We start from the raw sequence: 25,944 nt of genomic DNA on the forward strand, positions 1-25,944 counted from the left end.
TTGCAGCCTTAAAAGCAATTATATCGTATGAATTTTGTTGAAGAATTACGCTGGAGAGGCATGTTACAGGATATCATGCCCGGAACGGAAGACGAACTGAATAAAGGAATGGTTTCCGGTTATATCGGGTTCGATCCAACAGCTGATTCATTACATGTAGGGCATTTAACACAGATTATGACGCTGATCCACTTTCAGCGCGCCGGCCATAAGCCTTACGCTTTAGTGGGAGGTGCTACCGGAATGGTGGGCGACCCGTCAGGGAAATCTGCCGAGCGTAATTTGCTTTCAGAAGACGTGCTTAATCACAATGTGGCGCGCCTGGAAGATCAGCTTAAGAAATTCCTCGATTTTAATTGTGATACCAACAGCGCCGAAATGGTCAATAATTACGATTGGTTTAAATCATTTAATTTCCTTGACTTTATCCGCGACGTGGGAAAGCATATTACTGTAAATTACATGATGGCAAAAGACTCCGTTAAAAAGCGCCTGGAGGGCGAAACGGGCATGTCATTTACCGAGTTTTCTTACCAGTTGGTTCAGGGTTATGATTTTTACTGGCTCTGGAAAAATAAGGATTGTAAAGTTCAGATGGGCGGTTCCGACCAATGGGGAAATATCGTGACCGGTACGGAACTGATTCGTCGTAAAGATTCGGGAACTGCTTTCGCCATTACTACACAGCTTATCAAAAAAGCCGACGGTACGAAATTCGGTAAAACTGAAAGCGGTGCGGTTTGGCTGGATCCAAAAAAGACATCACCGTATAAATTCTACCAGTTTTGGTTAAATGCCAGTGATGACGATGCAAAAAACTGGATCCGGATATTCTCGTTAAAAACTAAGGAGGAAATCGAAGCAATCGAAGCCGGACATACCGTGGCGCCACACCAGCGTGCTTTGCAAAAGGCATTAGCCGAAGAGATAACCGTTCGTACTCACTCTGAGGAGGCGTTGAAAACGGCCTTGAAAACATCCGATTTTTTGTTTGGAAATGGATCCCTCGAGTTCTTAAAAGACCTGGATAATGAAGAGGTTTTAGAAGTGTTCGACGGCATTCCGCAATATTCTTATGCAAAATCTGACTTGGCCGATGGTATCAATGTCGTAGATCTGCTCGCTGAAAAGTCGGCAGTATTTGCCTCAAAGGGCGAAGCAAAAAAAATGATCCAGGGTGGTGGCGTTTCGGTAAATAAAGAAAAAGTAACCGGACCTGATCAACTGTACAACACAGATGACCTGATCAACGGCCGATTTATTGTCGCACAAAAGGGTAAGAAAAATTATTTTTTATTAATAGCCGACTAATTGCCTGATAAACAATCAATCCCGCCAGATGTTATTAGCTGTACATCTAACAATACAGCTATGAGCACATCAAATCAAACGCACGATCATAACAAGATCAAAGCCTGGGCGGAGGAGCGTGGCGGCGTTCCTGCAAAAATTAAAGGCACTGGTAAGGATGAAGATGAAGGCGTACTGCGTATTCATTTTCCTGATAAAAGCAGTGACGATGATAATTTTGAAAAGATAGACTGGGATGATTTTTTCCAGAACTTTGACGACAACAAACTGGATTTTCTTTACCAGGATAAGAAAGCTGACGGCGAAGAAAGTACCTTTCACAAATTCGTAAAGCGTCAATAACTAATGAATAAGGCAGTCGGAAAGGCTGCCTTTATTGTACCAGCAAATTACAACCGCGTATATCGCTGTTATCAAAGCGGCCCAAAACTTCAAAGCGGCCGTCTTCACGCAGTTTTCCTAAGTCCTGTGTGGCGATAAAGGAACACGAGTTAATATTTGCCAGGTCGATTACATTTATTCCACCCGTAGCGCCGGTGCCAAGAATACTTAACGGATCATTTGTGTCACGTACCAGGACCTTCATCCAGGCCGGGCAATGAAATATCCCATCACCCAATGAATATGCCTGTGATAGAAGTTCTGTCATTCCGTATTCCGAGTGTATAGAAGGAACGCCAAAGCCTTCGCACAAAATTGCGTGCAGCTCTTCCCGGATCATTTCTTTTCTCCGTCCTTTCATTCCGCCGGTTTCCATAATTACAAGTTCAGGAAAATCGATCGAATAGGTTTCAATAAAATCCAGCAGGGCAAATGTTACGCCCATAAGAATAGTTGGCGTTTTTGAGTTTTTCAGCGACTGTAGAATCTCAAAAAGCTCCTGGTGATTATATAAGAAATATCCGCTTTGCGAATGGCCGCTTTCCCTTATCAGATCATCAATCATGTATATCAACGACGATCCCTCACGCTCCAGGTACGAAGGCAACAGCGCCAGGAACGCAAAATCTTTAATGTTGCCGTAAAATTGCTTAAATCCTTGTCTGAAGCTCTTAATATACCAGGAAACATCCGACACAAGATGGCGGCTTTGCGACGTGCCCGTAGTGCCGGAGCTGGTAAAGATGACTTCCGCAGAATTATTAGTTGATACAACCTGGTGATTCTTGAAAAACTCGATAGGCAGAAACGGAATGTCCCCGATCGACTTAATCATTTGAGGTTTAATTCCCAGGTTAGTTACGAAGTCGCTGTAAACCTTGCAATGTTTATACTGGTGAAAAAATACCCGCAAGGCGAGTTTTTCGAATTCTTTATGAGATTTGATTGAAAAAATTTCTTCCTGAGTGATCGTGTTCACCCTGCAAAGATAATTGTTAGGCTTTATTCGAAGCAGTTTGTTTAGGTAAAAGCTGGCCAGCATAATACCCGGCCAATCCGGAAAATCCGGCGACCAAAGCGCCCAATAAACAGCTTACTAACAATATCGCTATCCAGCTAAATTTAGTGTCGGGCAACATAAATAGCTGCGCAACTCTGTTGGCCAGTATATTTTGATTGGGAAGTGTCTGATACAGGCAAACGGCCAGCCAAAGGATAAATATGGCCCAAAACGCGGCTCGAAAAGCAATTTTTGAGCTTGTAGCCAGCCACGCAGACAAAATAAAGCTAACGATGGCGATCATCCACCAGGGTAAAAACAGCTGTAATAAAAATGAGGATGCCAGTATCAGAACAAATAGTTTCATTTGCTTTTTAGATTTACAGTTCGAATTATTTTTACAGACTTTTCGCCTGGTGTTTGCATGAAATGTAAGGTATTTAGTTTCCCTGTCATCCAGGTGTTCACCATATCGTCATAATAAAAACTGCCCGGATTGCCCGATTGTCCGCCCGGGTAAACGCCATAACCGGTTGAAGTTTTTCCTAACGCCACAACCATCCGCCACGAAGGGCCATGATTATCACTCATCGCGTTGATTGAAGCGGAAGAACCTCCATTCAGTATTTTTTTCGAACCGAATCCTGGCATCGCCGCAAGATGATTTATTGGCCGGGATTTGACATTACCCCATTCCCAGGACTTTCCGATCGGCCCAAATTTTCGCTCAAGACTGTCAACGGCGAACTTGAATGATTTTTCGATATCATCCTGCATAGTTTCTTTTTGCGGGGTATGAATATTGTCGAACCATTTGGAATTCGGTTCCTTCAACAGGAGCTGAACCATTCTCGCACGCAAAGGAAAACGCATGGGCAGATCCGTGTCGTCAAAATCATCTTTCCATATTTCCAGTTTCAAAGCCGCTTGCCATATTTCAAAAATGCTGGCGCCGATCTCTCCGCTGTTATAAAATTTATTCCATTTTCTCACGCGATAAAAAGCTTCGCCTTCGCTGGCAGAAAGATTCTCCCGGTTTACGTTCGATAGGAGTACAGGCATCATATTTTCAGCAAGAACGCTGTAATTGTCATCCTGCATCAATCTCATTGAGTCGATGGTCGCCTTGTCCATAACGGTCAGCTTTCGGTTTATTCGCTGTGCCCGGTCATTTGGCGCATATTCCCACCCCAGGTAATAGGGATAAGTTTGATCAGTTAAAACCTGGTTCGCCGAGCTGACGAACTTCCGTTTCGGATTTTTAACAGTCGGGTTTTGCTCTACCGGAATACGCCCCTGCCAGTCGTTAACCGGGTTTGAGCCGTCGAGCAGGAATTTTCCCTGCTCTTTCCATTTAATGGGAAAGTAGCCATTGGAAGTGATGGCGATATCGTTTTTGTTATCCGCGAAAGCGAAATTTTGTGCGGGCGACGAGTAATAAGTTAAGGCCTTCCTGTAATCTTCATAATTTTTGGCGCGGTTGAGGTAATAGAAGGTTGCCACGTCGATGTTTGGAGCGTCGTGAGCGATCCAGCGCAGAGCATAACCCGTCGGAACATTTTGTGCCCGGCGGAGCTGTTTTGGTTTTTGCTTATCGAGATAAACCACCGGCCCGTGGTTTGTATAAATAACAGTGTCCTTAATCGTTTTTCCTCCACGAACTGCAATCGTTTCGATCCGCCTTTTTACATTAAGCCATTTGTTGTCATATTTGTACTGGTTTTGGCTGGCATCCTTAAACGTTACGCTGTACCAGTCTAACACATCCGAACCGGTATTCGTAACGCCCCAGGCCACATCCTGGTTGAATCCAATCACTACGCAGGGCGACCCCGGCAATGAAACGCCGTAGACATTCATTTGCGGAGTATGTAACTGAACCTGGAACCAGATCGATGGAAGGCTCAGATCGAGGTGCGGGTCGTTGCAAAGAATTGGTAATCCGCTCGCTGACTTTTCTCCAGAGATTGCCCAGTTATTACTGCCAATGCCTTCACGACGTTCCGCAGTATGAACATCAGTCGTATTTAAGGGATAACCGGCCGGCACAACAGGTGATTTGATCGGTTTGAAATCCCATTTAATACCTTTTGGAATGATCGGATCGTCCTGGAACGTTACATCGGGGAAAAGATTTGTTGTAACATCTTTGCCGAATTTTTTCAGGATATTGCTCATGTAAAATTCATCAGAACCTCCCGCCAGTGTTGCCGACATCATCTTAAGAAGGTAGGCAGTGTTTATTGGTTTCCACAGCTCTGGATTGTAATCGAGTATTTTAAATTCAATTGGATAATTCTTGGGGCTCAACGAACGTATATAACTATTCACACCGTCTGCGTAGGCGTTTATTATAGCCTTCATTTCAGGGTTCTTTTCAAGAGCTTTCATCAAATTTTCGGCTCCGTAACCCATACCCATTCTTCGCTGATATTTGTCGAGTTCTATCGCCGCGGGCCCAACAACTTCACTAAGTCTTCCGGCTGCAAAACGCGTCTGAAAATCCATTTGCCACAGGCGATATTTCGCTGTAATGTAACCTTGCGCGTAATAAGCATCATAGTCGTTTTGCGCAAATATGTGCGGAACAAGATGTTCATCGAAAACAATTTCGACATTTTCTTTAAGCCCTTTCATTGCTAAATTTTCGGAACCGTTAATTTCTCCTGGTTCAGCATTTTGCCAGAAACCTGCAAATGGGTCAAGAAAACGCAGAAGCGGGGGGATTTTGCCAAATTTTGTATTTAAAACGATTACCAAAATCAATGCAAAAACAAAGAAAGCAGCGGCTTTGACGATTTTCATACTGATAATTTGTGTTAAGATATTTAAAACATTTAGTATGTCATAGCCATTAAATTGAAAGGCTGTTTCTTTCAGGGATTCAAAAACTTGGCAGTCAGATTGTTATCGAAAAGCTTAAATTTATAAGCTAATATCAATTAAAGTCACAAAAATTGATAAAATTGTAGCGTAAAGAATTGACTATGGATGAATTGAACCCACCTGCAGCACCTGATGTAAATCCCGAATTAACAATCGATCAACTAGATGACGGTATTCAGCACGTAAATAACCCGATTGTCGGCTTAACAGCGATCGAAAAGAAATACCTTACTAAAATTGTTGAATACTCTCAAAATAATAACAATTTCTATTTTTCTGATGGCGTAGCTAAAGTAGAAGTTAGAGTGGTAAGCGATGAAATAATCAGGATCAGGCTCGCTCCGCACGGTGCTTTTTTGGAAGAATTCTCTTATGCAGTCCCCGAGAACACCAAGCGCGTCACCGTATTTTCATTTCGGGAAGACGAGAAAAATTACCGCGTATCTACCAATACGGTAACCTGTATCATCGACAAAGAGACGTGCCTGATCTCGTTCGCCGATAACCAGGACGTGATAATTAACCAGGATCAGGCTCCGATGCACTGGGAAGAAAACAGTGATTTTGGTGGTTATTACGTGTACGCTACAAAAAAGGCGAGCGCTGAGGAAAGCTTTTTTGGGCTGGGGGATAAAACTGCCAACTTCAATTTACGTGGAAAGCGCCTTGTCAACTGGAATTCGGATACCTATTCATTCGCTAAAGACCAGGATCCCTTATACCGGTCGATACCTTTTTACATAGGCCTTAGCGATGAAACCGCGTACGGCATTTTCTTCGACAATACATTTAAATCTTACTTTGATTTTGCTCATGAAGACAACGGTAAAACGAGTTTCTGGGCAGACGGCGGGGAGCTGCAGTACTATTATATCCATGGTCCGAAAATGATGGACGTAGTTAAACGTTATCATTCGTTGACAGGTACACATCCAATGCCGCCGTTATGGGCCCTTGGATTTCACCAATGTCGCTGGAGCTACTATCCGGAAAGTAAAATAAAAGACCTGGCACGCAATTTTAGGGAACGCAAGATTCCTTGTGATGCCATTTACCTGGATATCGATTACATGGATGGCTACAGGTGTTTTACCTGGAATAAAAAATACTTCCCGGATCCTAAACGAATGGTTAAGGAACTGGCAGACGACGGTTTTAGAACGGTCGTTATTATTGACCCGGGAATTAAAGTGGATGATAATTACTGGGTTTTCCGCGAAGGAAAGGAGAAGAAATATTTCTGCCGCCGCTGTGACGATTACTTTATGGAAGGCTATGTATGGCCCGGACGATGTCAGTTTCCGGATTTTACAAATCCTGAAGTTCGCGATTGGTGGGGAACATTGTTTGAAGGATTGGTTGACGCCGGTGTTGCGGGTGTATGGAACGATATGAATGAGCCGGCCGTTTTTGGTTCAGGAACCTTCCCGGTTGATGTTCGCCATAACTTTGACGGCCATCGCGGATCACATCGTAAAGCGCACAACGTGTACGGCATGCAAATGGTTAGGGCGACCTATAATGGCTTGAAAAAACTATATAAAAACAAACGGCCTTTCACAATAACACGCGCCGGTTATTCGGGAGTGCAGCGATATTCATCAGTTTGGACTGGTGACAATGTTGCTTCCTGGGAACACCTGAAGTTAGGAAGCGTTCAGTTGCAGCGTCTTTCCGTCTCAGGAATATCATTCTGCGGAACTGATATCGGCGGTTTCAGCGGCGAGCCCGATGCCGAGCTTTTTACACGTTGGATACAGTTCGGAGTGTTCTCGCCCTTCATGCGCGCACATTCGGCCGGAGACACCCGCGAACGCGAACCATGGAGTTTTGGCGAGGTATACGAAGCGATAAACAGGAAATTTATCGAGCTGCGCTATCGCCTTCTTCCCTATATTTATTCTGCTTTCTGGGAGCATCACAAATACGGTTTTCCGATTTTACGTCCAGTAGTAATGCTTGAGCAGGAGGATAAAACCAATCATTACCGGGAAAATGAATTTACATTCGGCGACAAAATACTTGTAGCACCTGTTACTGAGCCAGGCATTCAGCAGATGGTTGTATATCTGCCGAAAGGAAAATGGTATGATTACTGGACACACGAACTGATTGAGGGTGGCCGGGAAATAACTGTTGCAACTCCGCTGGACAGTTTGCCAATCTTCGTAAAAGCGGGATCTGTAATTCCTGAATCACCGCTTATGCAATACGTCAACGAATTTGAGGTTGATGAGTTTATGTTCCAGGTTTATTACTCTGATTACGAAGTCAGGTCTTTTTATTACGAGGACCATGGCGATACGTTTGCATACGAGCAGGATATCTACATGGAAAAGAAATTCCTTGTCAATGGAGACGCTACCTCAATGACCATCAAGCAATCTATCGAAGGTCTGTTCACGCCAAGATATGAAACTTATGATTTGAAAATCATCAGTCTTCCTTTTACGCCTTCTCGCGTGATAATTGACAACCGCGATTATACAGGGTCATTGGAAGTTGACGACTTGCATCGTATTCGGATTCAGGCGAGTAAAAATTTCAGGAATATTCAGATATTGGCTTAAAATATGGTTACCGACAAACATTTTACGGTAAAACACTATTCCATTAATAGCCAGTAAAACCTCTAAATGAACCTTAAAAAAAACCAGGCTGTAAAGGCCTCCAAACCTGTTGAGCCGGTTTCACGCTTCAGCGATTTTGATGTCGACTTGTTTAAAAGCGGCAAGCATTTTAAACTTTATGAAAAGTTTGGATCGCATGTAATTGCGCATGAAGGTGTAACGGGTACGTATTTTGCCGTATGGGCGCCCAATGCGAAAATCGTTTCCGTGATGGGCAATTTCAACGGTTGGAATAAGGCTGAACACCAGTTATTTGTCCGTTGGGATGGATCGGGTATTTGGGAAGGGTTCGTGCCGAATGTAGGAAACGGCGAAGTTTATAAATATTATATTACTTCCTTTGATGGCACTGGCCACGAAAAAGGTGATCCTTTCGCTTTGAAGTGGGAGGAGGCTCCTGCTACTGCATCAATTGTTTGGGATACATGGTATGAGTGGAAGGATAAAGAATGGATGGACACGCGTTATGAAGTTAACGCGCTGAACAAGCCTTTTTCCGTTTATGAGGTGCATTTTGGTTCTTGGGCACGTAGTCCTGAATCGCCTGACCAGTTTTTTAGTTATCGCTTAATGGCGGATAAACTCGTTCCGTATGTAAAGGAAATGGGTTTTACACACGTCGAATTTCTGCCATTAATGGAACATCCGTATTACCCTTCCTGGGGTTACCAGATAACAGGGTATTTTGCGGCATCTGCCCGTTACGGTAGTCCGCAGGATCTGATGTACCTCATTGAACAGTTCCATTTAAACGGTATCGGCGTAATTATGGACTGGGTGCCGTCGCATTTTCCTGGAGACGCGCACGGCTTGTATAACTTTGATGGTACACATCTTTATGAACATGCTGATGTTCGTAAGGGATTCCACCCCGATTGGAAATCATATATCTTTAATTACGGACGCAGCGAAGTGCGGTCTTTTCTTATCAGCAATGCACTTTTCTGGCTGGATCGTTATCATACTGACGGTTTGAGGGTAGATGCCGTGGCTTCCATGTTATATCTCGACTACTCGCGTAAAGAAGGGGAGTGGATACCTAACGAATATGGAGGACGTGAAAACCTGGAAGCAATAAGCTTTTTGAAGGAGTTGAATATAGCCGTTTATGGTAATTTCCCTGATGTGCAGACTATTGCCGAAGAGTCGACGGCATGGGGAGGGGTAAGCAAACCAACGTTCCAGAGCGGGTTGGGCTTTGGCATGAAGTGGATGATGGGTTGGATGAATGATACCCTGGACTATTTCAGCGAAGATCCGCTGCACCGGAAATACCATCACCGCAGCATTACTTTCAGTACCGTTTACGCGTTTACAGAAAATTTCATGCTCCCTTTGTCCCATGACGAAGTGGTGCATGGGAAAAAATCACTTCTTTATAAAATGCCAGGGGATGAATGGCAACAGTACGCCAATTTAAGGTTGCTGTTTAGCTACATGTTCACCCATCCCGGAACAAAGTTGCTTTTTATGGGCGATGAATTCGGGCAGAGCAGTGAATGGAATTTCTCCAATTCTCTCGACTGGCATTTGCTTGAATTTGAGCCGCACCTTGGAATCCAGGAACTGGTAAAAGGGTTAAATAAATTGTATCGTACAGAGCCCGCCTTATACGAGCGGTCATTTTCTGCAGATGGCTTTGAATGGCTTGATGTAAATGACGCTGAAAATTCTGTCCTGGTTTACGCGAGGAAAGGTAACGAAGAGTCGGACGAACTGGTTATTGTTTTAAACATGACGCCTGTTGTGAGGGCTGACTATCGCTTTGGCTTGCCATCAGGTGGAAACTGGAAGGTGATTTTTAACAGCGATGATAAGAAATATTACGGCAGTGGGGCCGATCTGAAAGAATCGTCGGCTGCCGACAGTATTCCCTGGATGAATAAGGTTCATTCCATGACAGTTAATTTGCCGCCTTTGGGAGGGATTATATTAAAAAAGGCCTGAGTTCACGAATCAAAGTATGAACCCGGGGTTTTCGCTGGCCTTTATCTTGATCTTCATTAACACCTCCATAGATTCGACCTTCGCTTTTGCTTCATTTACTTTTGGACCGGAAAAAAGCTCATCAAGTGTCATGAAAAACAATTCTTTCCATCGTGAGAAATGGCTATCGGTAAGTGGGACGCGCCGGTTCAGCTCAATATGCGTACGTACTGGATTGCCTTTGTAACCTGTTTTGGCAAATAGAAGCGTTTCCCAAAAATTGTACATTATGGGAATGTGAGTATCCCAGTTGAAATTTTCGGCCTTATTGAAAACAGGGCCTAGTGTTTCATCCGCCTGAACCTTTGTATAAAAGGAATCGATTAGGATTTTTATGTCTTCGATTGTCTTTAGGTCATGCTTCATCAATGAGTGCTTTAATGTTTTGCCACCATTCCAAATGATAAAATGGCGCCGATCAGGTTCAGCAGCGAGTGAGTGAGTATTGAAAGCCGCAGGTCGCGGGTTTTAACGACAAGATAGATCATTGGTAACAGTGCCAGAAACAACGTCAGGTAAATATAGGGCTGCCAGAAATGGTAAAGCGAAAAAAGTAAACAGTTTACCAGGAAAGCATATTTTCCAAAACCTTGCATCCGCGGGAGCAGATAGCCTCGGAAATATAATTCTTCGATATAGGGTGCCATAAAGCCGTTCAGCACTAAATTAAATATCAGCGTAACAACGATCTTATCATGAGAGTAGCCGTGGAAATCCTGGACCGTATACCATGAAGGAAGCCAGTTTGAAAGTTTGGCGGTAATCAGATTGCTTACACGCTGAGTTATTCCCCAAATAATAAAAGCGAAAATCACCAGTCCTGAAGAATATAAAATCAATCTCACTAACGGCAGCTTTTCTTTAAAACCATTGAGGTCGGATATATGGGATTTTTCTTCTAACCGCTTTGCCGCCCGCATATGAAAAAACAGGATTGGAACGGCGACCACGATAATGGATAACAGCATTCCAAATTGAGGCGGAAACCCGTACTTAATCGCGAGCGGGGCAAAAATGACAAACCCGGCAGTGATCAGTAAGCCGGGATACAAATGGTAGATGATAGCTTTAAAGTTTTCTAACTGTTTCATTTAACTTGTTTATCGTCAGTTGGTTACTAAATCTACAACTTCTCTCACAAGTCTTCAGCGGTTTGAAAAATTAATTTGCTATCGACTCCTGGCAAACGGAATGATAAATGGCATTCCAGAGTTCAATCCGGGCCTGCAGGGATTCTTTTACATACTTTATAGCCTCGTTCCATTTATTTCCGTCCTGACCGCAGAGTTTTTCGGTCATCCGGTAACCAAGATGTGAGTGATGGTCGCCGTCAACTTCGATATGACGATGCAGGTAGTAATTTAAAATATTAACGTCGTCCGACTGCCGGCTTAGCTTATTTACAAATGATATGAACATACCCGGAATCAGGTCTTCACGTCCGAAAGTGAAAGCAGCAGCTTGTATATGAACTTTTTTAGTTGAAATGATTTCAAAGGTCTTATTAACGAAAGCCGCCGTGTGTTCCGGAACTAAGCAAGCTGTAAGAGCTTCCGCTACGGATTGTCCATTTTTCAGACTATCGATAAACTGGTTAATTGTGTTTACTGATGCGCCGGCCTGTTCCATCGCCTTGATATAAAGTTCGAAATGACTGCTTCGGTTTCCTTCCTCATCGATATCGCTTTCCTCCCCTGCAACTATCTCGTTGATCAGGTAACGGGTTTCAGCATCACCGACCGGTATCCAGGGAACATTAACGCAGGTAAGTTCTCGTTGTAACGTTTTCAATAGCGACATGAAATCCCAAACAGCAAAAATGTGATGCTCCATGAAAATCTGCAGATCCGCCACCGTTTTTATCGATGAATAAACCGGGTGATTAATTAGCTGCTGTCTTAATGGTTCAATCTCGTGTTTAAGTCTGCTGATATGTTCTGACGTCATTTCCTTGCAATTATCCTGCAAAAATAAAGCACTCGTGGCATTACGTAAGGAAGATTTCGGTCATATTTATGTAGCAAACAATCTGCCGTCAGGCTTTGGTGAGCAGGTTTAGAAATGTCCTGTCAAGCTTGTGCCCGTACCAGTTTTCGTAATCTACATCGCTTCTTCCCGAATCCAATACCCCAAAATCGCCGATAAAATTCCATATTGCGAAACCGATTTTATTCTTAGACAGAATATCAGTTACGTCACTGAACCAGGCAATGAAAACATCATGTGGTGTTTTATTCCAGCACCCGCATTCACCGCAATGTACGCCGACGCCCTGCTTCGAAAGATTAATCCATGGCTGATAATATTCTTCCAGCATCTGTCGGCTTAAGTATTTGTCGCCCACTTGTCCCGGCCATTTGGGCAACGGCAGGTTGTCAATATCTTTATTCGCCCAGGGCGCTTTATAGTGTGATATTGCGTGAGGGTAATATCCCCTGCAGCTTTGCGCGATATTCAGATCGACGATTTCCGGAATTACTGAGTTACCTACATTATTCCCGTCTGCTATCACCAGGTGCTTTGGATTTTCTTTTCTGATAGCCTCTGCAGCTGCTTTGGCAACTTTTCGGTATATGTCGCCAGGTACTGCACTCTGCTTTGAATGCTGATCGTTCATATCTTCGCGCATGCTTGGTTCATTCAGTAAATCAAAACTTATCTTCTTATCTGAGACGTTCTTGAATCGCTTTGCCCACATTGTCCAGTGATAGTAAAAGGCTTTCTGAGCTTCTTCGTCTGTCCACAGGTTATAAGGCTCATGGAAGCCTGCGTTAATGCAATATCCGGGTGCACGATGAAGATTCAGGCTTACATGCATACCGTATTTTTGAGCCGTGGTAACCAGTTCGCTTATCTGGTCGACAACTTGTTCATCAATATGGTAAACCTCTTCGGCGGTAATGTTCCTGCTGCGGTCAAATTTCAAATAGCAGGGATAAGCAATTGGTATACGAACAAAATCAAATCCCCAATCCTGCATCCATTTTAAGTGTTCTGCGGTAGTTTTTTGTTTTCCTGAGGGCACGTTAGGGGAGAAGTAATCCAGCAGGTTAAACCCTTTCCATGCAGGCAGCGGATTTTGCGGAGGAAGCAAAAAATTCTCTGTTCCGTATGTTAGTTCGGATAAGCCTGCGGCAAGCGAAACCAAGCCTGCTGTTTTAATAAAGTTTCTGCGTTGCATAACATCGTATTGGTTTAGAATGATTGGTTAAGCCAATTTACTCAGGAAATGGTTATGCCTGCAATACGATTTTATCAGAACATGCGAAGATTCAAAGAAAAGATAAACAAAAAAACCTTACCGCAAGGCAAGGTCTTTATGTTTGAACGCTGATTATAAACCTGATTGAAATGGATACCGGCATGTGGCTAATGCCTGTGCAGTATGAATGAAAAGCAGGGCTACATTTGATAGTAAATTAAACTTATATTTCCATAAGCCTCACTGATCCATTAGTCGTTTATAATTACTCACGTTTGTTAATTGTTAAATTATTTAGATCCAACCAGCTGAACCAGGTCGATCAGTTTGTTTGAATAACCCCACTCGTTATCGTACCATGAAACAACTTTCACGAAAGTGTCGCTGATAGCAATACCAGCTTTCGCGTCGAAGATGGAAGTACGTGCATCACCAAGGAAATCCTGGGAAACCACTTCGTCTTCAGTGTATCCCAAAATGCCTTTCATTTCGCCTTCTGAAGCTTCTTTCATTGCTGCTTTGATTTCTTCGTAAGTAGCAGGTTTCGCTAAACGCGCTGTTAAATCTACCACAGAAACGTCAGGAACCGGTACACGGAATGACATGCCTGTAAGTTTGCCTTTCAGTTCAGGGATTACCAGGCCTACTGCTTTAGCGGCACCTGTCGAGGAAGGGATAATGTTCTGGTAAGCACCGCGCCCGCCTCTCCAGTCTTTGTGAGATGGGCCGTCAACTGTTTTTTGCGTAGCGGTAACGGCGTGGATGGTACTCATTAAACCTTCAGCAATTCCCCATTTATCGTTCAATACTTTAGCTACCGGAGCTAAACAGTTTGTAGTGCATGAAGCGTTTGATACGATATGCTGATCGGCTTTCAGTTCTTTGTGGTTAACACCCATCACGAAAGTAGGAGTATCATCTTTCGCGGGAGCTGACATAACAACTTTTTTAGCACCGGCATCAATGTGTTTTTGAGCATCGGCCTGTGTAAGGAATAAGCCTGTTGATTCGATTACAACTTCGGCACCAACTTCATTCCATTTAAGGTTAGCCGGATCTTTTTCTGCAGTAACGCGGATGTTTTTTCCGTTAACAACCAAATGTCCGCCGTCAACGCTCACTTCGCCTTTAAAAATGCCATGAGTTGAATCGTATTTTAGCATATATGCCATATATTCCGGATCAACCAAGTCGTTGATTCCTACCACTTCGATATCACTTCTTTCGATGGCAGCTCTGAAAGCCAGGCGTCCGATACGGCCGAAACCGTTGATTCCAATTTTCATATCTGATTAATTTTTATTGATGTAATAATTTAAAACGTTGTTAATAGGTGCTTTTAATACCGTTGAAACCTGAAGTCCATGCTTTTGCGCGGTGTCCTTCAGCAGATTTTCAAAAGTAAAAGCTACTGTTCCTGCAAAATGTATTTTTTCGCCCGGGTGCTTTTCACTTAATGGAACAATACATTTGTTCAGAAAAGAGTTAAAGCCCTCTGTGACAATCTGTCTTACATACTTATTGTCTTTGTTATCTCTCAGGAAGCCTGAAAAAGAGCTCAAAAATAACACAGGCTGAGGATTTCGGTACACTTTTTCTAAAATTTGCTTGCGGTCAAGCCCATATTTTTGATGAAATTTCTCCCGGAAGTCCATTGGCATGGTTTGAGTCAGAAAATTCTTAAGCAATTTACGTCCTAACCAGTTCGACGAACCCTCATCACTAAGCACAAAACCCAGGCCGTAGTTGTTTTTTTCTATCTTTTTTCCGTCATAATATGCAGCATTTGAGCCACTGCCGATAATGCCTACAATGCCGGTAGTGTCTCCGCAAGTTGCCAGCGCAGCGGCTTTCAGGTCATGCTGAATGCTCACTTTGGCGTTTCTGAAAAACGTTTTTAACGCATTGGCGATTACCTGTCTGCGCTCTTTGGATGATGCGCCTGCACCAAAAAAATAGATTCTTTTGATACGCTCTGCATGTGTTATCAGCTCGTTGGTTTTATTCATTAAACTGATAATTAGCTGCTCGTTGTCGAAATAAGGATTAATGCCAACTGTTCTGAATTCAGAAACAAGCTTGCCTCTGTCAGCCAGTTCCCAGGTTGCATATCTAGATCCGCTATAAACAACCGCTATCATCAAATAGTAAGCACATGTGACATTTCAAGCAGGTCTTCTTCCAGCTTGAATTCACTGTGATTAATAGCAATTTCGAGGTTTGTTAATACGATTTCGTTGCCCTTCAGGCCAGTCATTTTCCTGGTTTCACCAACCAGAAGTGCGTTAACAGCCGCGTAGCCCATACGGCTCGCCAGTACTCTGTCAAAACTGGTTGGACTGCCCCCGCGTTGCAGGTGTCCGAGAATGGTTACTTTAATATCAAAGCTGTCGCCTAATTTTTCTTTAACGTGTTTGGCTACGTTATAAGCGCCGCCGTTCTTATCGCCTTCAGCGATAATAACAATACTGGAAGTTTTATTACAATCAACACCCTGCTCAAGTTTACCGATCAGGTCGTCGATGCCGGTATCTTTTTCCGGTAGCAATACTGCCTCCGCGCCTCCGGCGATTCCGGCTTGTAAAGCAATACAGCCCGAATCGCGCCCCATCACTTCAACGAAGAACAGGCGGTCATGCGAAGCCGCCGTATCACGGATTTTATCAATCGCTTCAATTACCGTATTATTCGCGGTATCATAACCGATCGTATAATCAGTGCCGGATAGGTCGTTGTCTATCGTTCCTGGTATTCCGATAACCGGAATATTGTATTCTTTTGATAATAGCTCGGCTCCTGTGAATGTACCGTCGCCGCCAATGGCAACAAGTGCATCGATGCCCTTTTCTTTTAAGTTTTCGTAAGCAAGCTTCCGTCCCTCAGGCGTGCGGAACTCCATACAGCGCGCGGTTTTTAAAACCGTTCCGCCTTTCTGGATAATATTGCAAACTGAACGGGCACCCATATCAATAAAGTTCTTTTCCATCATGCCTTGGTAACCCTGCATGATGCCCACCATTTCCTTGCCCATGTAAATACCGGTACGAACAACGGCCCTTATGGCAGCATTCATTCCCGGAGCGTCGCCCCCCGATGTATAAACTCCTATTTTTTTTATGGCTGTCACGTGTGTTTGAGGTTTATTTAGACTACGAATATAGTGTGTAATTTTTACACTAAGGGAATATTTTTCAATAATTTTTTCCAACTATGCCTAATCACTATATTTAACATTTTAAAGAATACTGGTGATAGAAGTCCTGCATAAAATAGATTCCGTATTTACGATAGATTGTGTCATTTTCGGCTTTGATGAGGGTGAACTTAAAATCCTCATGATCGAGAGAAATGAAGAGCCTTATAAGAACTGGTGGGCATTGCCTGGTTACTATGTAGGACAGGACGAGGGCATTGACCATGCTGCTGAGCGTATTCTTTATGAACTGACAGGCCTGCGAGATATTTATATGGAGCAACTCTACACGTTCGGAGATGTACACCGCCACCCTAATGGGCGTGTGATCACGGTGGCTTATTACGCGATGATCCGGCTTAACGGGCAAAAGGACCTGAAGCCCGTTACAAATTACGCACGTAAAGCATTTTGGGCACCTGTAAATGAATTGCCGGAACTCGCATACGATCACTCCCAGATATTTAAGAAAAGCCTGGAAAAGGTTAGGAGGAAGATCAGCTATCAGCCGATTGCTTTTGAACTGCTGCCCGAAAAATTCACGCTTACGCAGTTGCAGCATTTGTATGAAGTGATTTTAAACAAGAAGCTCGATAAACGCAACTTCCGTAAAAAGATGCTTAACTATGGAATTTTACGGGAGCTCAACGAGAAACAGCGTGGAGTATCATACAGGGCGGCTAAGCTGTATAAATTCGACCGCAAGAAATATATGAAGTTGTTTCAGAAGGAGCTGTCGTTTAGCAGGTAGTGTAGTGATCGGATGACCGCTGCTCGTCGGGATTTGCAATCCCGATGTAATAACCGCAGATTTTTAATCCGCATACAAGATTGATTTTTTATGCGGATTAAAAATCCGCTCTTGAATGTGCCGGGATTACAAATCCCGACAAGCATAAATCCCGCAATCATCCCCCGACAATATCAGGCATTATCCCGATTTCCGTCTACACATTATCCCGCTAATATCCATTAAACTAAGACTACATCAAGCAATCCCTTACCTTCGGCGTAATCTATAGCTGAACTGTAGCGATAATGGTGTGGTTTGTCCACGTATTCGGCAGTAACCGGGTTCATATGGATATAGTCGATCTTTTGCTGCAAAATTCAGGAGTATGAATTTCTTTAGCCTCATTGCCGTCTTGCCAGAATTTATAATCTTTAATTTTTGGATTGTATCGCCCTGCGAACTCAAATTGGTTCAGCATCCATTTTTTCCGGCTTTCAGTTTCTGTATTTATCTTCTCAATTATTTTTTTGTTTGTAATTTTTTTAAAGTCACGAAGGATATCAGACAACGTAAATTCATTGTCTTCTTTTACTCCTGCAATAAAATGCAAATGGTTACTCATTAAACACCATGCGTAAATTTCAAGTCCCTTAATTTGTTGACAATGCTTTAGTGCATCAACGATTATATGCTTATAAACTGGTCTGGTAAATACATCAACCCAGTCAATAACGGTCAGTGTTAAGAAGTACAAATAGCCTTGGTTGATTTTGTTATTGATCCCCATGCTATTAAGATCGGATAAAGTCGATATTTCAAAAAGGTCTTTAAACTTTTGGAAACCCATAAAGGAAGTGCGGTGGACATTGCGGATTACAAATCCGCTTTTAAATGTGCCAAGATTGCAAATCTCGGCAAGCACAAATATTTACTAGACGCTCATCAGGTTTGTAATCCTGATATAGAAAGCGGATTTTTAATCCGCCCTTATCGCGTCAGCTTAAGCATCCACAAAAAAGCCCTTTCATAATTATCATGAAAGGGCTTTTTTACTTTTGATAGTATGTTTATTGTTTCGCCAGGGCTTCGTCAACGTGGAACTGAACCAAGTCGTCGATCGGCGAACGCATGATCTTCCCTATTTGCATGCCATACTCTTCCGCTACCTCCTGTAAAATATTGCGGAAGTTATATCCAACAGAACCAATACAGTTAAAAGTATAGCTTTGGTAGTTTGGATAATGACTTACGAGGTTTCTGAAAAAATCTTCAAAAGATGATTTTACAACGTTGCGGGTATATTCGATATGAACATTGTTATCATAAGCAAATTTGCTGAAGCTTGCGCAAAAGCGGTTTGCGAGCGGCTGGGTATAAACCCGGTCGTTTACTTCATCAGGAGTAAGCTTATATGTTTCCCAGAAATTCTGACGAACAGGCTCAGGCATATAACCACGAAGGTAATCTGTCAGAAGTTTCTTGCCAATGTAACAGCCGCTTCCTTCATCACCTAAAATGTATGATGCCGAGTCGATATTATGAGCGATATCTTCACCGTCGTAAACGCAGGTATTGGTTCCGGTTCCTAAGATCGCCGCGAATCCTTTTTCTTTTCCAAGAAGTGCGCGCGCTGCTGCAAGTAAGTCGTGGCTTACGAAAACTTTGCTGGCTGGGAAGATTACTTTCAGTGCCTTTTCAATGATATGAGCTTTCTCCTCATTGTGAACGCCGGCGCCGTAAAAGTTTACTTCTGTTACTTTTGACGATTCGATATCCTGTGGCAGGTTTTTTCTTAACGAATCGATGATGTATTCGGTACTAACGAAAAAGGGATTATAGCCTTCTGTGTTGAAGTAATCTTTTTGTCCGTTATCATTTAGCAGGCACCAGTTAGTTTTGGTTGAGCCGCCATCAGCAATGAGGATCATATCTAAAAATTTTTGCGAAGGTAAAAATTAAAGCTAATTGTACAAATAACACTAAGTAATATAAGTCAAAAATGTTACGGTTAATTGGTGCCGTGTTATTTATAATTGTAAAGCTAAAATTATTTCTGAAAACTTTATAAAATGATCATTGATTTACGAAGCGATACGGTGACAAGGCCAACCAGTGGCATGCTCGATGCGATGTTTTCGGCGAAGGTAGGCGACGATGTTTTCGGGGAAGATGAGGCAGTTAATGCGCTGGAGGATAAAGCGGCGAGCATGTTTGGAATGGACTCCGCTATGTTCTGTCCTTCCGGAACAATGACCAATCAGATTGCTATTAAATGCTTCACACAGCCGCTTGACGAAGTGATTGCAGATGAAACCGCTCATGTATATCGGTATGAGGGAGGCGGGATCGCTTTCAACTCTTCAGCTTCCGTGCGGCTGCTTAATGGTGATCGCGGAAGGCTTAATCCTGAACTTATCAAATCTCATATCAACCCGGATAATGTGCATCATCCAAAGTCGAGCCTGGTGGTCCTTGAAAATACGGTTAACCGGGGCGGCGGCAGTATTTATACCATCGGACAAATAAAGCCTGTCGCTGATCTGTGCAAAGCCGAAGGCTTGAAACTGCATCTCGATGGCGCGCGACTTTTTAATGCATTGGTTGAGACAAATGACGATCCTAAAGAATACGGTAAACTATTTGATGGGATTTCTATCTGCCTTTCGAAAGGGCTCGGCGCTCCGGTAGGCTCGTTGCTGTTAGGAAGTAAGGAAACGATAAAATATGCCCGGAGAGTACGAAAAGTATTGGGCGGAGGCATGCGCCAGGCCGGGTTTCTGGCTGCAGCGGGAATTTATGCTTTAGACAATCATATCGACAGACTCAAAGAAGATCACCGGCATGCTAAAATGCTGGGCGAGGTCCTTACCGGATTGCCTTTTATTAAATCAGTAATGCCGGTGGATACGAACATCGTCATTTTCGAATTGGATGATACGTTCCCGGCTGAAGAATTCGTGATCAAACTGAATGAGCAAAATGTAAAATGTAACACGTTTGGCCATCAGATGATTCGTTTTGTAACGCATCTGGATGTAAACAGCGAAATGATCGACCAGGTAATAAATGTGCTAAAAAAGATAGATGTTTAGTATGGTAAGCAATCCTTATCGATCCTTATGTACATTCGTTTTGCCGGACGCGGTCCGGCATCTGTAAATCGTTTTAATTTCTATCGGATTCGTTTCCCGAAAAGTGCATAACTGGGTTTGCGGCCCGATAATTATCGATGCATCACTTCTTCAGTCGATCAAAATATTAAACGTGTCAAGCAATCCCGAAAGGTTATTATTTGAAAACCTGGCCTTCGTTATAGAATTTTTACCCGGATCGATCGAGAAATGTACTGCGCTCCGGAAATCACAGCCGTCCAGAACAGACTGGTCAAAAATTGCTCCCGAAAGATCGCAGTTTCCGAATATCGAACCGCTCATGTCGCTTTCTGAAAAATCCACGTCGACCAGTTTGCAGTCATTGAACGAAGTGTTTTTTAGTTTAAGTCTATAAAACGAGGAATAGCTTAGCATGCAATTGCTGAACATAAATGAAAGAAGGAAAGTATGGCAATGTTGAAAATGCAGGCCGAGAAGCTTGCAATTTTTAAAGCTTACTTCCCTGAACGCGGCACCCCTTAGTTTAGCCATGCTCAGGTCGCAGTTTTCGAATATGCAATCAGTAAAATAGAAACCCGACAGGTCATAATTGCTTAGCTGGCAACCGTCGAACCTGCATTTTTCATATTCTCCCTTAACCAGCGGTTTTGAATTGCCTGTATAAGTTTTGTTTTCAAAAGATTCCATACTGTTCTCTGGTGATAAATTATGCTTTACAATCCGTTGATAGCTCGCTGACGGCCTACCTGCTTGACCAGTAGGCAGGCAAATTTTTGGCATTATGGATACACGGATAAAGTTTGTTGGCATTTTGCAGGTCGGCATGAAATCCGGCGAGCGGTGGGTCGAAAAGAAATGCGGGCCACGCGTTTGACTTTGCGGCTGAAGCTTATTTCTTTTCTTGACTTTTTGCCCACTTTTTCGTCAAGGAAACCGACCAAAGGGAGCTCATGAAAGCCTTTGAAAAACAATTAATAACCTGAATAAAAGTGGGTGCCTCGCGGCGTAGAGCGGTCCCTCAAATCTGTCGCCATGGTGTGTCCGCACGCACCATCAAGTAACGTAATTCAGGTTGATCTTAGGATGCTATTGCCATGGTGCGTGTCCGCACGCACCATTTGGTATTTGCGCTTGCTTCCAAACTAGTCATAACTTTCTTTGCGGTCATAAAGCTATTTCACAAGATTTAATACCTCAGCAGTTACTTACCCCTCGGTAGATTATACTTTACTGATAACAATCAGCCCTGTCGACCAGTTCAACCTGGTTTGTTGAATGCCTTGGATTGCAGCCAGCTTTTCAACAAGTTGTTCCGCATTCTCATCATGGCCTGCCGGCCAGTTTGGCTGAGGCAGCATATCATCTATAATGTATAGGCCGCCCTTTTTTAAAAGACTAAGCGTCTCCTCCAGGATTTCATACTTTCCCGGCCAGGCATCAGCGAATATCAGGTCGAAACGTTTGTCCTGGTTGTTAAGGATCCAGTTTTTTGCGTCTTCACAGACAAATGTCAGGCGATGATCGTCCGCAAACATGTCCTGCGCTACCTGCTGGAACTCCGGACTATTGTCAATGGAAATGATCGTTGAATCCTGGTCCATTCCCTCAATGAGCCAGCTAAGTGAAAGTCCGGTGCCGGTGCCGATTTCAAGTATTGACCCTCCAGGTTTCGACGCTGCCAGGGTTCGTAAAAGGCTTCCTGTTTGAAGGTCGGAAGGCATGGAGAAATTTAATTCTGATGATCTGCGCTGGATTTCTTTTAAAATCTTCGGTGATACGGCCGGTAAATCATTCATGGTAATTGATCTTCTGTGTCCTAAAGTATAAAACTTCCGTGAAAATATTGATAAGCTAAAGACGGATCAATTAAGATTTTAAATGATCGTTTTTACAAAGCTGTAAATAAGGATAAATGCCAAAACTGTTTTTACAATATAACTTTCAACGTGATTAGAGCCTCGCGCTTGTTGTTTTGATACTTTTATAACTTTATGGAAAAGAGCCGTTTGCTTGTCCACCATCTCTTTACTGTCATAGTTGGCAAGGATGGACTCGGGTATAACGTTTCGCTTTAAATGAAGTGTTTTGAAACCATCCATACGGCTGATGATTTTATGAGTCATATCGCCAAGTGAGTCAGACTTGTCGATGCCGACAACTATTCCGGCTTTACTTTCTTCAATGATCTTTTTAACAAGGCTTTTGTTGCTGAAGACTGAAAATATTGGTGTACCCGAAAATATATTATTGTAGATCTTCGAAGCGTTATAATCGATATCTATGGAGCCGGGAATAAACAAGATATCGGCATTCTGTAAAGTAGAAAGTGCAGAAAGATAAGGTATGCGTTGCGGAATTTCAGTTACATTTTTTTCAATGCCTAACTTCCTTGCTAACGTCTGAACCGGCTTTAGGCTGGCTCCTTGGCTATAACTGGTGCCAATAAAGTAAAAATGATACTCGTCGTGATTTTCAATGGACTTAATGAACGCGAAGAAAAACGCCTGGATAACCGGTAGAAAATATTGATTAAGAACACCAATATAAACCACATTGATTTTGCCCTTCGTTTTATCGATAATCGAATAAGGAACGTTTTCGTCACTCACCACCTTAAAGTCATTTCGCGATGCTCCGAAAGGCAGAAGGAGGTTGGGCTTTCCTGCGGTTTCCGGGTAACGCTCGTTAAGCGTATCGATATAAGCCTGCGATACAGACAATATTCCGTCAAGATGAGGCGCGGTATACGCTTCAAGAAACTTATCCAATTTATAGGAAAACCAGAATTTTGCAGGCCTGTTACTTTTAGGCTTGTTCAAATGGAAATCATTTCTCCACGGATCCTGCATGTCAAGGATAAAAGGAACTCCATACTGTTTTTTCCAATGGCGCCCTAATGTGCAAACCTGGAACAGCGATGTAGAAAATAGTATGAGATCAAACTGTTCTGTTTTTAATAACTTATCTCCGGCTCTTTTAAAATAATAAAGAGATCTCAGTGCGAGACTTCCCAGGCCGATTAAACGCGTGAGTTTTGATGGCAAGGCCTTCACTTTAATTATTCGGATATTTTCCGGAATGGTATTTTCAAGAAGGTTGTCACGGTAACCCGACACATATTTTTCGTCAACACACATAATCACCGGTTCCCAGCCTTTATCCCTGTAATAAGGTAAACTCATGCGGACACGATGCATGTCGGGAGCATTGATGGGGGCAAAGTGTGGTGTGATGATTAAAAGCTTCTTCAAATTCTATCTCTTTATAGCATCATAAAAGCATCTGAACCACGAATAGGTTTTTGATAATTTCCTTATCATCGACTCTTTAGTATCCGATTGATGTATTCCTATACGTCTAAGCGTGTAACGGTTTTGAAACGCCCGGTAGATGCACAAACCATACAAATAACCTGCCGACTTCATTAGCTTGCGATAATTTTGCGGCACCGACGAGTAAGGATACGCTATTGAATAAACCGGTTTTTGTAAAATGCCTTCAAGTATAGTTTTAGAAGTGACAAGTTCCTCAAGACATTTAACTTCGCTTTCCTCCGCAAGCCGGATATGATGATAAGAATGACTGCCAATTTCCATCCCCGCCTTTGCAAGCGTTTCTAACTGTCCCTGGTCCATGAGCTTCACTTCGGCTGTATTGAACTCGTCGATATCCCAGGAGTTATTGTTGCCCATGTGGAACACAGGCATGTAAAATACTCCCCGCATTTTGCGTCTTATTAATTCGGGAATCGCAAAATCAAATAAGGCTGCGCTGCAGTCGTCAAAACTAATTATAACGGATTTTTTTAATATGGCGTTATCGGCGTTTTTACGAATAAGATCTTCAAAAACGATAGTTGTATAGCCCTGGCTTTCAATGCAGTCGAGCAGTAGTTTGAATTTTGCATTATCAATGCACATGAGTTTTCCCGATGGATCGGGATTTTTACCTACATGATGCAGCATCAGAATTGGAATGTTCATAAAACAGAATTGAAGCGGGCGACTAAACCAGGCCTGAGATTTCATCCCCAAGGGCCGATGTTTTACCTAATATTATCGTATAGAAATTTCCCCCGCCAAAATTAAAGGGTCAAAATATTGTTACGCTAAAAGAGTCCGCTTGCACGATAGCGGGTGAAAGGGAGAATAGTGCGCGTTTTGTGGATTTGGATTCCCGGTTTAGGAATTAAGCCGATTTCGGAAAGACATTACCTTGGTTAAGGGCTTTTATATTATTTTTAACGGCTATGAAACAACTGTTTATCGATAGGTCTTTAGGTAAAATTCGTTCATTATTGCATAGGCTGGTACTGGGTAAAATGGGATTCGGGAACAGGGTGTCCCGCAGTATCTGGGAAAAGCAATTTGCGGGAACAGCCTGGGATTATCTGAATGATCCTGAAGAAGCGAGACACTACCTGCAGATCGTTGAGTTTTATAGGAAATATGGGGACTCTGGAAATGTGTTGGATATAGGATGTGGAAAAGGCGTTCTTTACAATTACCTGGAAAAAGATCTTTTAGCGGAAAAATATATTGGTATCGATATATCTCAGAATGCAGTATCAGCGGCTCAAAAACAATATCCTGGAGTTTTCTTCCGGCAAGCCGACTTTGAACATCAGCGGCTCAATGAAACAGCGGATGTCATTATTTTCAATGAAACGCTCTATTATTTCAACAGGCCTTTGGCTAAATTGAAAGAATGTGAAGCTAGTAATCTGAATGCTAATGGCGTTTTTATAATATCAATGTGTGATTTTTCAAATCATTCCATCATCTGGGAGCAGCTTGAAAAAAGTTACACTTTATTAGACGAAAAAGAGATTATAAATAGCAATGGCCAGAAATGGTATGTCAAAGTTCTGAAGCCTCAACCGCCTGATACTAACTACTAACCACTTACTACTTACTACTCAAAACTCTCTCCCTGACTCTCACCGCAGGATTGCCCTGGTATATCCCGAAAGCGTCCAGGTTCTTAGTAGCAATAGAGCCGACAGTTAAGATCGAGTGTGATCCGGCCGTGACCCCCGGACAAACAACCGCGCGGGCTCCGATCCAGGACCCTTCTTCTAAAACGATTTCCTTTGTGATCAGATCGAAATTGACAGATTTATAGTTATGATTTCCAGTTAAGAGCATAGCATCCTGGGAAACACAGACATTCTTTCCGATGCGGACATATGCCAGGTTCTCGATATAGCAGTCGGCAAGCCACGAATGATCATCAATGCTCAATTTCCACGGTGCCTTGATATAAATACCGGGTTTTATACGTACGTCCCGGCCGATCTTCGCGCCGAAAAGTTTTAGTATTGCTTCAATAATCACGCTGAATGGAATAATACCCGAGCGTATAAAAACCACACTAACAAGATACCATAAGAATATTTTGACGGATGATGCTCCCCGGTCGTAATCACCGGTTTCGAAATCTTTTCGTAATTGAACTTTATTCAGGTCCGTTTCGTTTCTATTCTCCATTTCCAATTCCCAGTTCTTCG

General features: G+C 42.9%; 25 protein-coding genes. 8 read left to right on the top strand and 17 right to left on the bottom strand.

Annotation, left to right across the window (positions count from 1 at the left end; genetic code table 11):
- Positions 1-27: 27 nt before the first annotated feature.
- Both tyrS and GS399_RS17575 read left to right on the top strand, forming a co-directional pair.
- The gene (gene tyrS / locus GS399_RS17570) at positions 28-1,311 is read left to right on the top strand and encodes a tyrosine--tRNA ligase (protein ID WP_160845965.1); all 1,284 of its coding nucleotides are present in this window, start codon (positions 28-30) and stop codon (positions 1,309-1,311) included.
- A 60-nt stretch (positions 1,312-1,371) separates the two neighbouring features.
- Positions 1,372-1,653, top strand: a complete 282-nt coding sequence (locus tag GS399_RS17575; RefSeq protein WP_160845966.1) for a hypothetical protein — start codon at positions 1,372-1,374, stop codon at positions 1,651-1,653.
- Between the two features lie 31 nt (positions 1,654-1,684).
- Here GS399_RS17575 and GS399_RS17580 read toward each other — a convergent pair whose 3' ends face one another.
- From GS399_RS17580 to GS399_RS17590, 3 genes are read right to left on the bottom strand one after another with little or no spacing between them, the layout of a single operon-like run.
- Positions 1,685-2,671, bottom strand: coding sequence for a LuxE/PaaK family acyltransferase (locus tag GS399_RS17580; protein WP_369410132.1), 987 nt, complete (start codon positions 2,669-2,671; stop codon positions 1,685-1,687).
- A 16-nt stretch (positions 2,672-2,687) separates the two neighbouring features.
- Complete coding sequence (locus GS399_RS17585) at positions 2,688-3,059, bottom strand: hypothetical protein (RefSeq protein WP_160845968.1); 372 nt, start codon at positions 3,057-3,059, stop codon at positions 2,688-2,690.
- Positions 3,056-5,497 (bottom strand): penicillin acylase family protein, encoded by a 2,442-nt coding sequence (locus GS399_RS17590; protein WP_160845969.1) that lies wholly within the window; start codon positions 5,495-5,497, stop codon positions 3,056-3,058. Before GS399_RS17590 ends, GS399_RS17585 begins: the two co-directional genes overlap by 4 nt.
- Positions 5,498-5,679: 182 nt before the next feature.
- On the opposite strand from GS399_RS17590, the gene GS399_RS17595 reads away from it, so the two are divergent.
- Both GS399_RS17595 and glgB read left to right on the top strand, forming a co-directional pair.
- On the top strand, positions 5,680-8,148 hold the full coding sequence (locus tag GS399_RS17595; RefSeq protein WP_160845970.1) for a glycoside hydrolase family 31 protein: 2,469 nt from the start codon (positions 5,680-5,682) through the stop codon (positions 8,146-8,148).
- Positions 8,149-8,214: 66 nt separating this feature from the next.
- Positions 8,215-10,155 carry a 1,4-alpha-glucan branching protein GlgB gene (gene glgB / locus GS399_RS17600; protein ID WP_160845971.1) on the top strand — a complete coding sequence of 647 codons (1,941 nt, stop codon included), beginning with the start codon at positions 8,215-8,217 and terminating at the stop codon, positions 10,153-10,155.
- Positions 10,156-10,164: 9 nt separating this feature from the next.
- Here the strand turns inward: glgB and GS399_RS17605 are convergent, their stop codons facing one another.
- The 7 genes from GS399_RS17605 to pfkA all read right to left on the bottom strand — a co-directional run bounded on the left by GS399_RS17605 (position 10,165) and on the right by pfkA (position 16,523).
- Positions 10,165-10,560, bottom strand: coding sequence for a group III truncated hemoglobin (locus tag GS399_RS17605; protein WP_160845972.1), 396 nt, complete (start codon positions 10,558-10,560; stop codon positions 10,165-10,167).
- 11 nt (positions 10,561-10,571) lie between these two features.
- On the bottom strand, positions 10,572-11,285 hold the full coding sequence (locus tag GS399_RS17610) for a CPBP family intramembrane glutamic endopeptidase (protein ID WP_160845973.1): 714 nt from the start codon (positions 11,283-11,285) through the stop codon (positions 10,572-10,574).
- Between the two features lie 70 nt (positions 11,286-11,355).
- Positions 11,356-12,141 (bottom strand): DUF3050 domain-containing protein, encoded by a 786-nt coding sequence (locus GS399_RS17615; protein WP_160845974.1) that lies wholly within the window; start codon positions 12,139-12,141, stop codon positions 11,356-11,358.
- An 88-nt stretch (positions 12,142-12,229) separates the two neighbouring features.
- Positions 12,230-13,375, bottom strand: coding sequence for a glycoside hydrolase family 5 protein (locus GS399_RS17620; protein ID WP_160845975.1), 1,146 nt, complete (start codon positions 13,373-13,375; stop codon positions 12,230-12,232).
- Between the two features lie 311 nt (positions 13,376-13,686).
- Positions 13,687-14,682, bottom strand: a complete 996-nt coding sequence (gene gap / locus GS399_RS17625; protein WP_160845976.1) for a type I glyceraldehyde-3-phosphate dehydrogenase — start codon at positions 14,680-14,682, stop codon at positions 13,687-13,689.
- A 6-nt stretch (positions 14,683-14,688) separates the two neighbouring features.
- Entirely contained in the window at positions 14,689-15,537 is an 849-nt protein-coding gene (locus GS399_RS17630; protein WP_160845977.1) for a hypothetical protein, read from the bottom strand.
- A complete protein-coding gene (gene pfkA / locus GS399_RS17635; RefSeq protein WP_160845978.1) occupies positions 15,537-16,523 on the bottom strand; it encodes a 6-phosphofructokinase in 987 nt (328 codons plus the stop codon). Before pfkA ends, GS399_RS17630 begins: the two co-directional genes overlap by 1 nt.
- Positions 16,524-16,644: 121 nt before the next feature.
- Here pfkA and GS399_RS17640 point away from each other — a divergent pair, with 121 nt between their 5' ends.
- Positions 16,645-17,340 (top strand): NUDIX hydrolase, encoded by a 696-nt coding sequence (locus GS399_RS17640; protein ID WP_160845979.1) that lies wholly within the window; start codon positions 16,645-16,647, stop codon positions 17,338-17,340.
- A gap of 325 nt (positions 17,341-17,665) precedes the next feature.
- Here GS399_RS17640 and GS399_RS17645 read toward each other — a convergent pair whose 3' ends face one another.
- Positions 17,666-18,109 carry a transposase gene (locus GS399_RS17645; protein ID WP_202409499.1) on the bottom strand — a complete coding sequence of 148 codons (444 nt, stop codon included), beginning with the start codon at positions 18,107-18,109 and terminating at the stop codon, positions 17,666-17,668.
- 48 nt (positions 18,110-18,157) lie between these two features.
- Here GS399_RS17645 and GS399_RS17650 point away from each other — a divergent pair, with 48 nt between their 5' ends.
- Entirely contained in the window at positions 18,158-18,352 is a 195-nt protein-coding gene (locus GS399_RS17650; RefSeq protein ID WP_160845980.1) for a hypothetical protein, read from the top strand.
- Positions 18,353-18,389: 37 nt separating this feature from the next.
- On the opposite strand, the gene GS399_RS17655 is transcribed toward GS399_RS17650, so the two are convergent.
- Positions 18,390-19,250, bottom strand: coding sequence for an N-acetylglucosamine kinase (locus tag GS399_RS17655; RefSeq protein ID WP_160845981.1), 861 nt, complete (start codon positions 19,248-19,250; stop codon positions 18,390-18,392).
- Positions 19,251-19,391: 141 nt separating this feature from the next.
- Here GS399_RS17655 and GS399_RS17660 point away from each other — a divergent pair, with 141 nt between their 5' ends.
- A complete protein-coding gene (locus tag GS399_RS17660; RefSeq protein WP_160845982.1) occupies positions 19,392-20,414 on the top strand; it encodes a threonine aldolase family protein in 1,023 nt (340 codons plus the stop codon).
- Between the two features lie 150 nt (positions 20,415-20,564).
- Here the strand turns inward: GS399_RS17660 and GS399_RS17665 are convergent, their stop codons facing one another.
- From GS399_RS17665 to GS399_RS17680, 4 genes are all read right to left on the bottom strand, one after another.
- Positions 20,565-21,122, bottom strand: a complete 558-nt coding sequence (locus GS399_RS17665; protein ID WP_160845983.1) for a pentapeptide repeat-containing protein — start codon at positions 21,120-21,122, stop codon at positions 20,565-20,567.
- Between the two features lie 533 nt (positions 21,123-21,655).
- Positions 21,656-22,231: an O-methyltransferase gene (locus GS399_RS17670; protein ID WP_160845984.1), complete on the bottom strand. Its 576-nt coding sequence runs from the start codon at positions 22,229-22,231 to the stop codon at positions 21,656-21,658.
- 78 nt (positions 22,232-22,309) lie between these two features.
- Positions 22,310-23,686, bottom strand: coding sequence for a glycosyltransferase family protein (locus GS399_RS17675; RefSeq protein WP_160845985.1), 1,377 nt, complete (start codon positions 23,684-23,686; stop codon positions 22,310-22,312).
- 3 nt (positions 23,687-23,689) lie between these two features.
- Positions 23,690-24,418 (bottom strand): polysaccharide deacetylase family protein, encoded by a 729-nt coding sequence (locus tag GS399_RS17680; RefSeq protein WP_160845986.1) that lies wholly within the window; start codon positions 24,416-24,418, stop codon positions 23,690-23,692.
- A 266-nt stretch (positions 24,419-24,684) separates the two neighbouring features.
- On the opposite strand from GS399_RS17680, the gene GS399_RS17685 reads away from it, so the two are divergent.
- On the top strand, positions 24,685-25,335 hold the full coding sequence (locus tag GS399_RS17685; protein WP_160845987.1) for a class I SAM-dependent methyltransferase: 651 nt from the start codon (positions 24,685-24,687) through the stop codon (positions 25,333-25,335).
- A 7-nt stretch (positions 25,336-25,342) separates the two neighbouring features.
- Here GS399_RS17685 and GS399_RS17690 read toward each other — a convergent pair whose 3' ends face one another.
- A complete protein-coding gene (locus GS399_RS17690) occupies positions 25,343-25,924 on the bottom strand; it encodes a WcaF family extracellular polysaccharide biosynthesis acetyltransferase (RefSeq protein WP_160845988.1) in 582 nt (193 codons plus the stop codon).
- Positions 25,925-25,944: the final 20 nt, after the last annotated feature.

The sequence above is a fragment of the Hufsiella arboris genome (genome assembly GCF_009834875.1).
GTDB classification, from domain to species: Bacteria; Bacteroidota; Bacteroidia; order Sphingobacteriales; family Sphingobacteriaceae; genus Hufsiella_A; species Hufsiella_A arboris.

Coding starts and splice junctions, on each gene's coding strand:
- tyrS (WP_160845965.1), top strand. CDS start 28: ATGAATTTTGTTGAAGAATTACGCTGGAGAGGCATGTTACAGGATATC.
- GS399_RS17690 (WP_160845988.1), bottom strand. CDS start 25,924: ATGGAGAATAGAAACGAAACGGACCTGAATAAAGTTCAATTACGAAAA.
- GS399_RS17645 (WP_202409499.1), bottom strand. CDS start 18,109: ATGGGGATCAATAACAAAATCAACCAAGGCTATTTGTACTTCTTAACA.
- GS399_RS17670 (WP_160845984.1), bottom strand. CDS start 22,231: ATGAATGATTTACCGGCCGTATCACCGAAGATTTTAAAAGAAATCCAG.
- GS399_RS17685 (WP_160845987.1), top strand. CDS start 24,685: ATGAAACAACTGTTTATCGATAGGTCTTTAGGTAAAATTCGTTCATTA.
- GS399_RS17655 (WP_160845981.1), bottom strand. CDS start 19,250: ATGATCCTCATTGCTGATGGCGGCTCAACCAAAACTAACTGGTGCCTG.
- GS399_RS17605 (WP_160845972.1), bottom strand. CDS start 10,560: ATGAAGCATGACCTAAAGACAATCGAAGACATAAAAATCCTAATCGAT.
- GS399_RS17610 (WP_160845973.1), bottom strand. CDS start 11,285: ATGAAACAGTTAGAAAACTTTAAAGCTATCATCTACCATTTGTATCCC.
- GS399_RS17630 (WP_160845977.1), bottom strand. CDS start 15,537: ATGATAGCGGTTGTTTATAGCGGATCTAGATATGCAACCTGGGAACTG.
- GS399_RS17575 (WP_160845966.1), top strand. CDS start 1,372: ATGAGCACATCAAATCAAACGCACGATCATAACAAGATCAAAGCCTGG.
- GS399_RS17680 (WP_160845986.1), bottom strand. CDS start 24,418: ATGAACATTCCAATTCTGATGCTGCATCATGTAGGTAAAAATCCCGAT.
- GS399_RS17590 (WP_160845969.1), bottom strand. CDS start 5,497: ATGAAAATCGTCAAAGCCGCTGCTTTCTTTGTTTTTGCATTGATTTTG.
- gap (WP_160845976.1), bottom strand. CDS start 14,682: ATGAAAATTGGAATCAACGGTTTCGGCCGTATCGGACGCCTGGCTTTC.
- glgB (WP_160845971.1), top strand. CDS start 8,215: ATGAACCTTAAAAAAAACCAGGCTGTAAAGGCCTCCAAACCTGTTGAG.
- GS399_RS17615 (WP_160845974.1), bottom strand. CDS start 12,141: ATGACGTCAGAACATATCAGCAGACTTAAACACGAGATTGAACCATTA.
- GS399_RS17620 (WP_160845975.1), bottom strand. CDS start 13,375: ATGCAACGCAGAAACTTTATTAAAACAGCAGGCTTGGTTTCGCTTGCC.
- GS399_RS17660 (WP_160845982.1), top strand. CDS start 19,392: ATGATCATTGATTTACGAAGCGATACGGTGACAAGGCCAACCAGTGGC.
- GS399_RS17595 (WP_160845970.1), top strand. CDS start 5,680: ATGGATGAATTGAACCCACCTGCAGCACCTGATGTAAATCCCGAATTA.
- GS399_RS17585 (WP_160845968.1), bottom strand. CDS start 3,059: ATGAAACTATTTGTTCTGATACTGGCATCCTCATTTTTATTACAGCTG.
- GS399_RS17665 (WP_160845983.1), bottom strand. CDS start 21,122: ATGGAATCTTTTGAAAACAAAACTTATACAGGCAATTCAAAACCGCTG.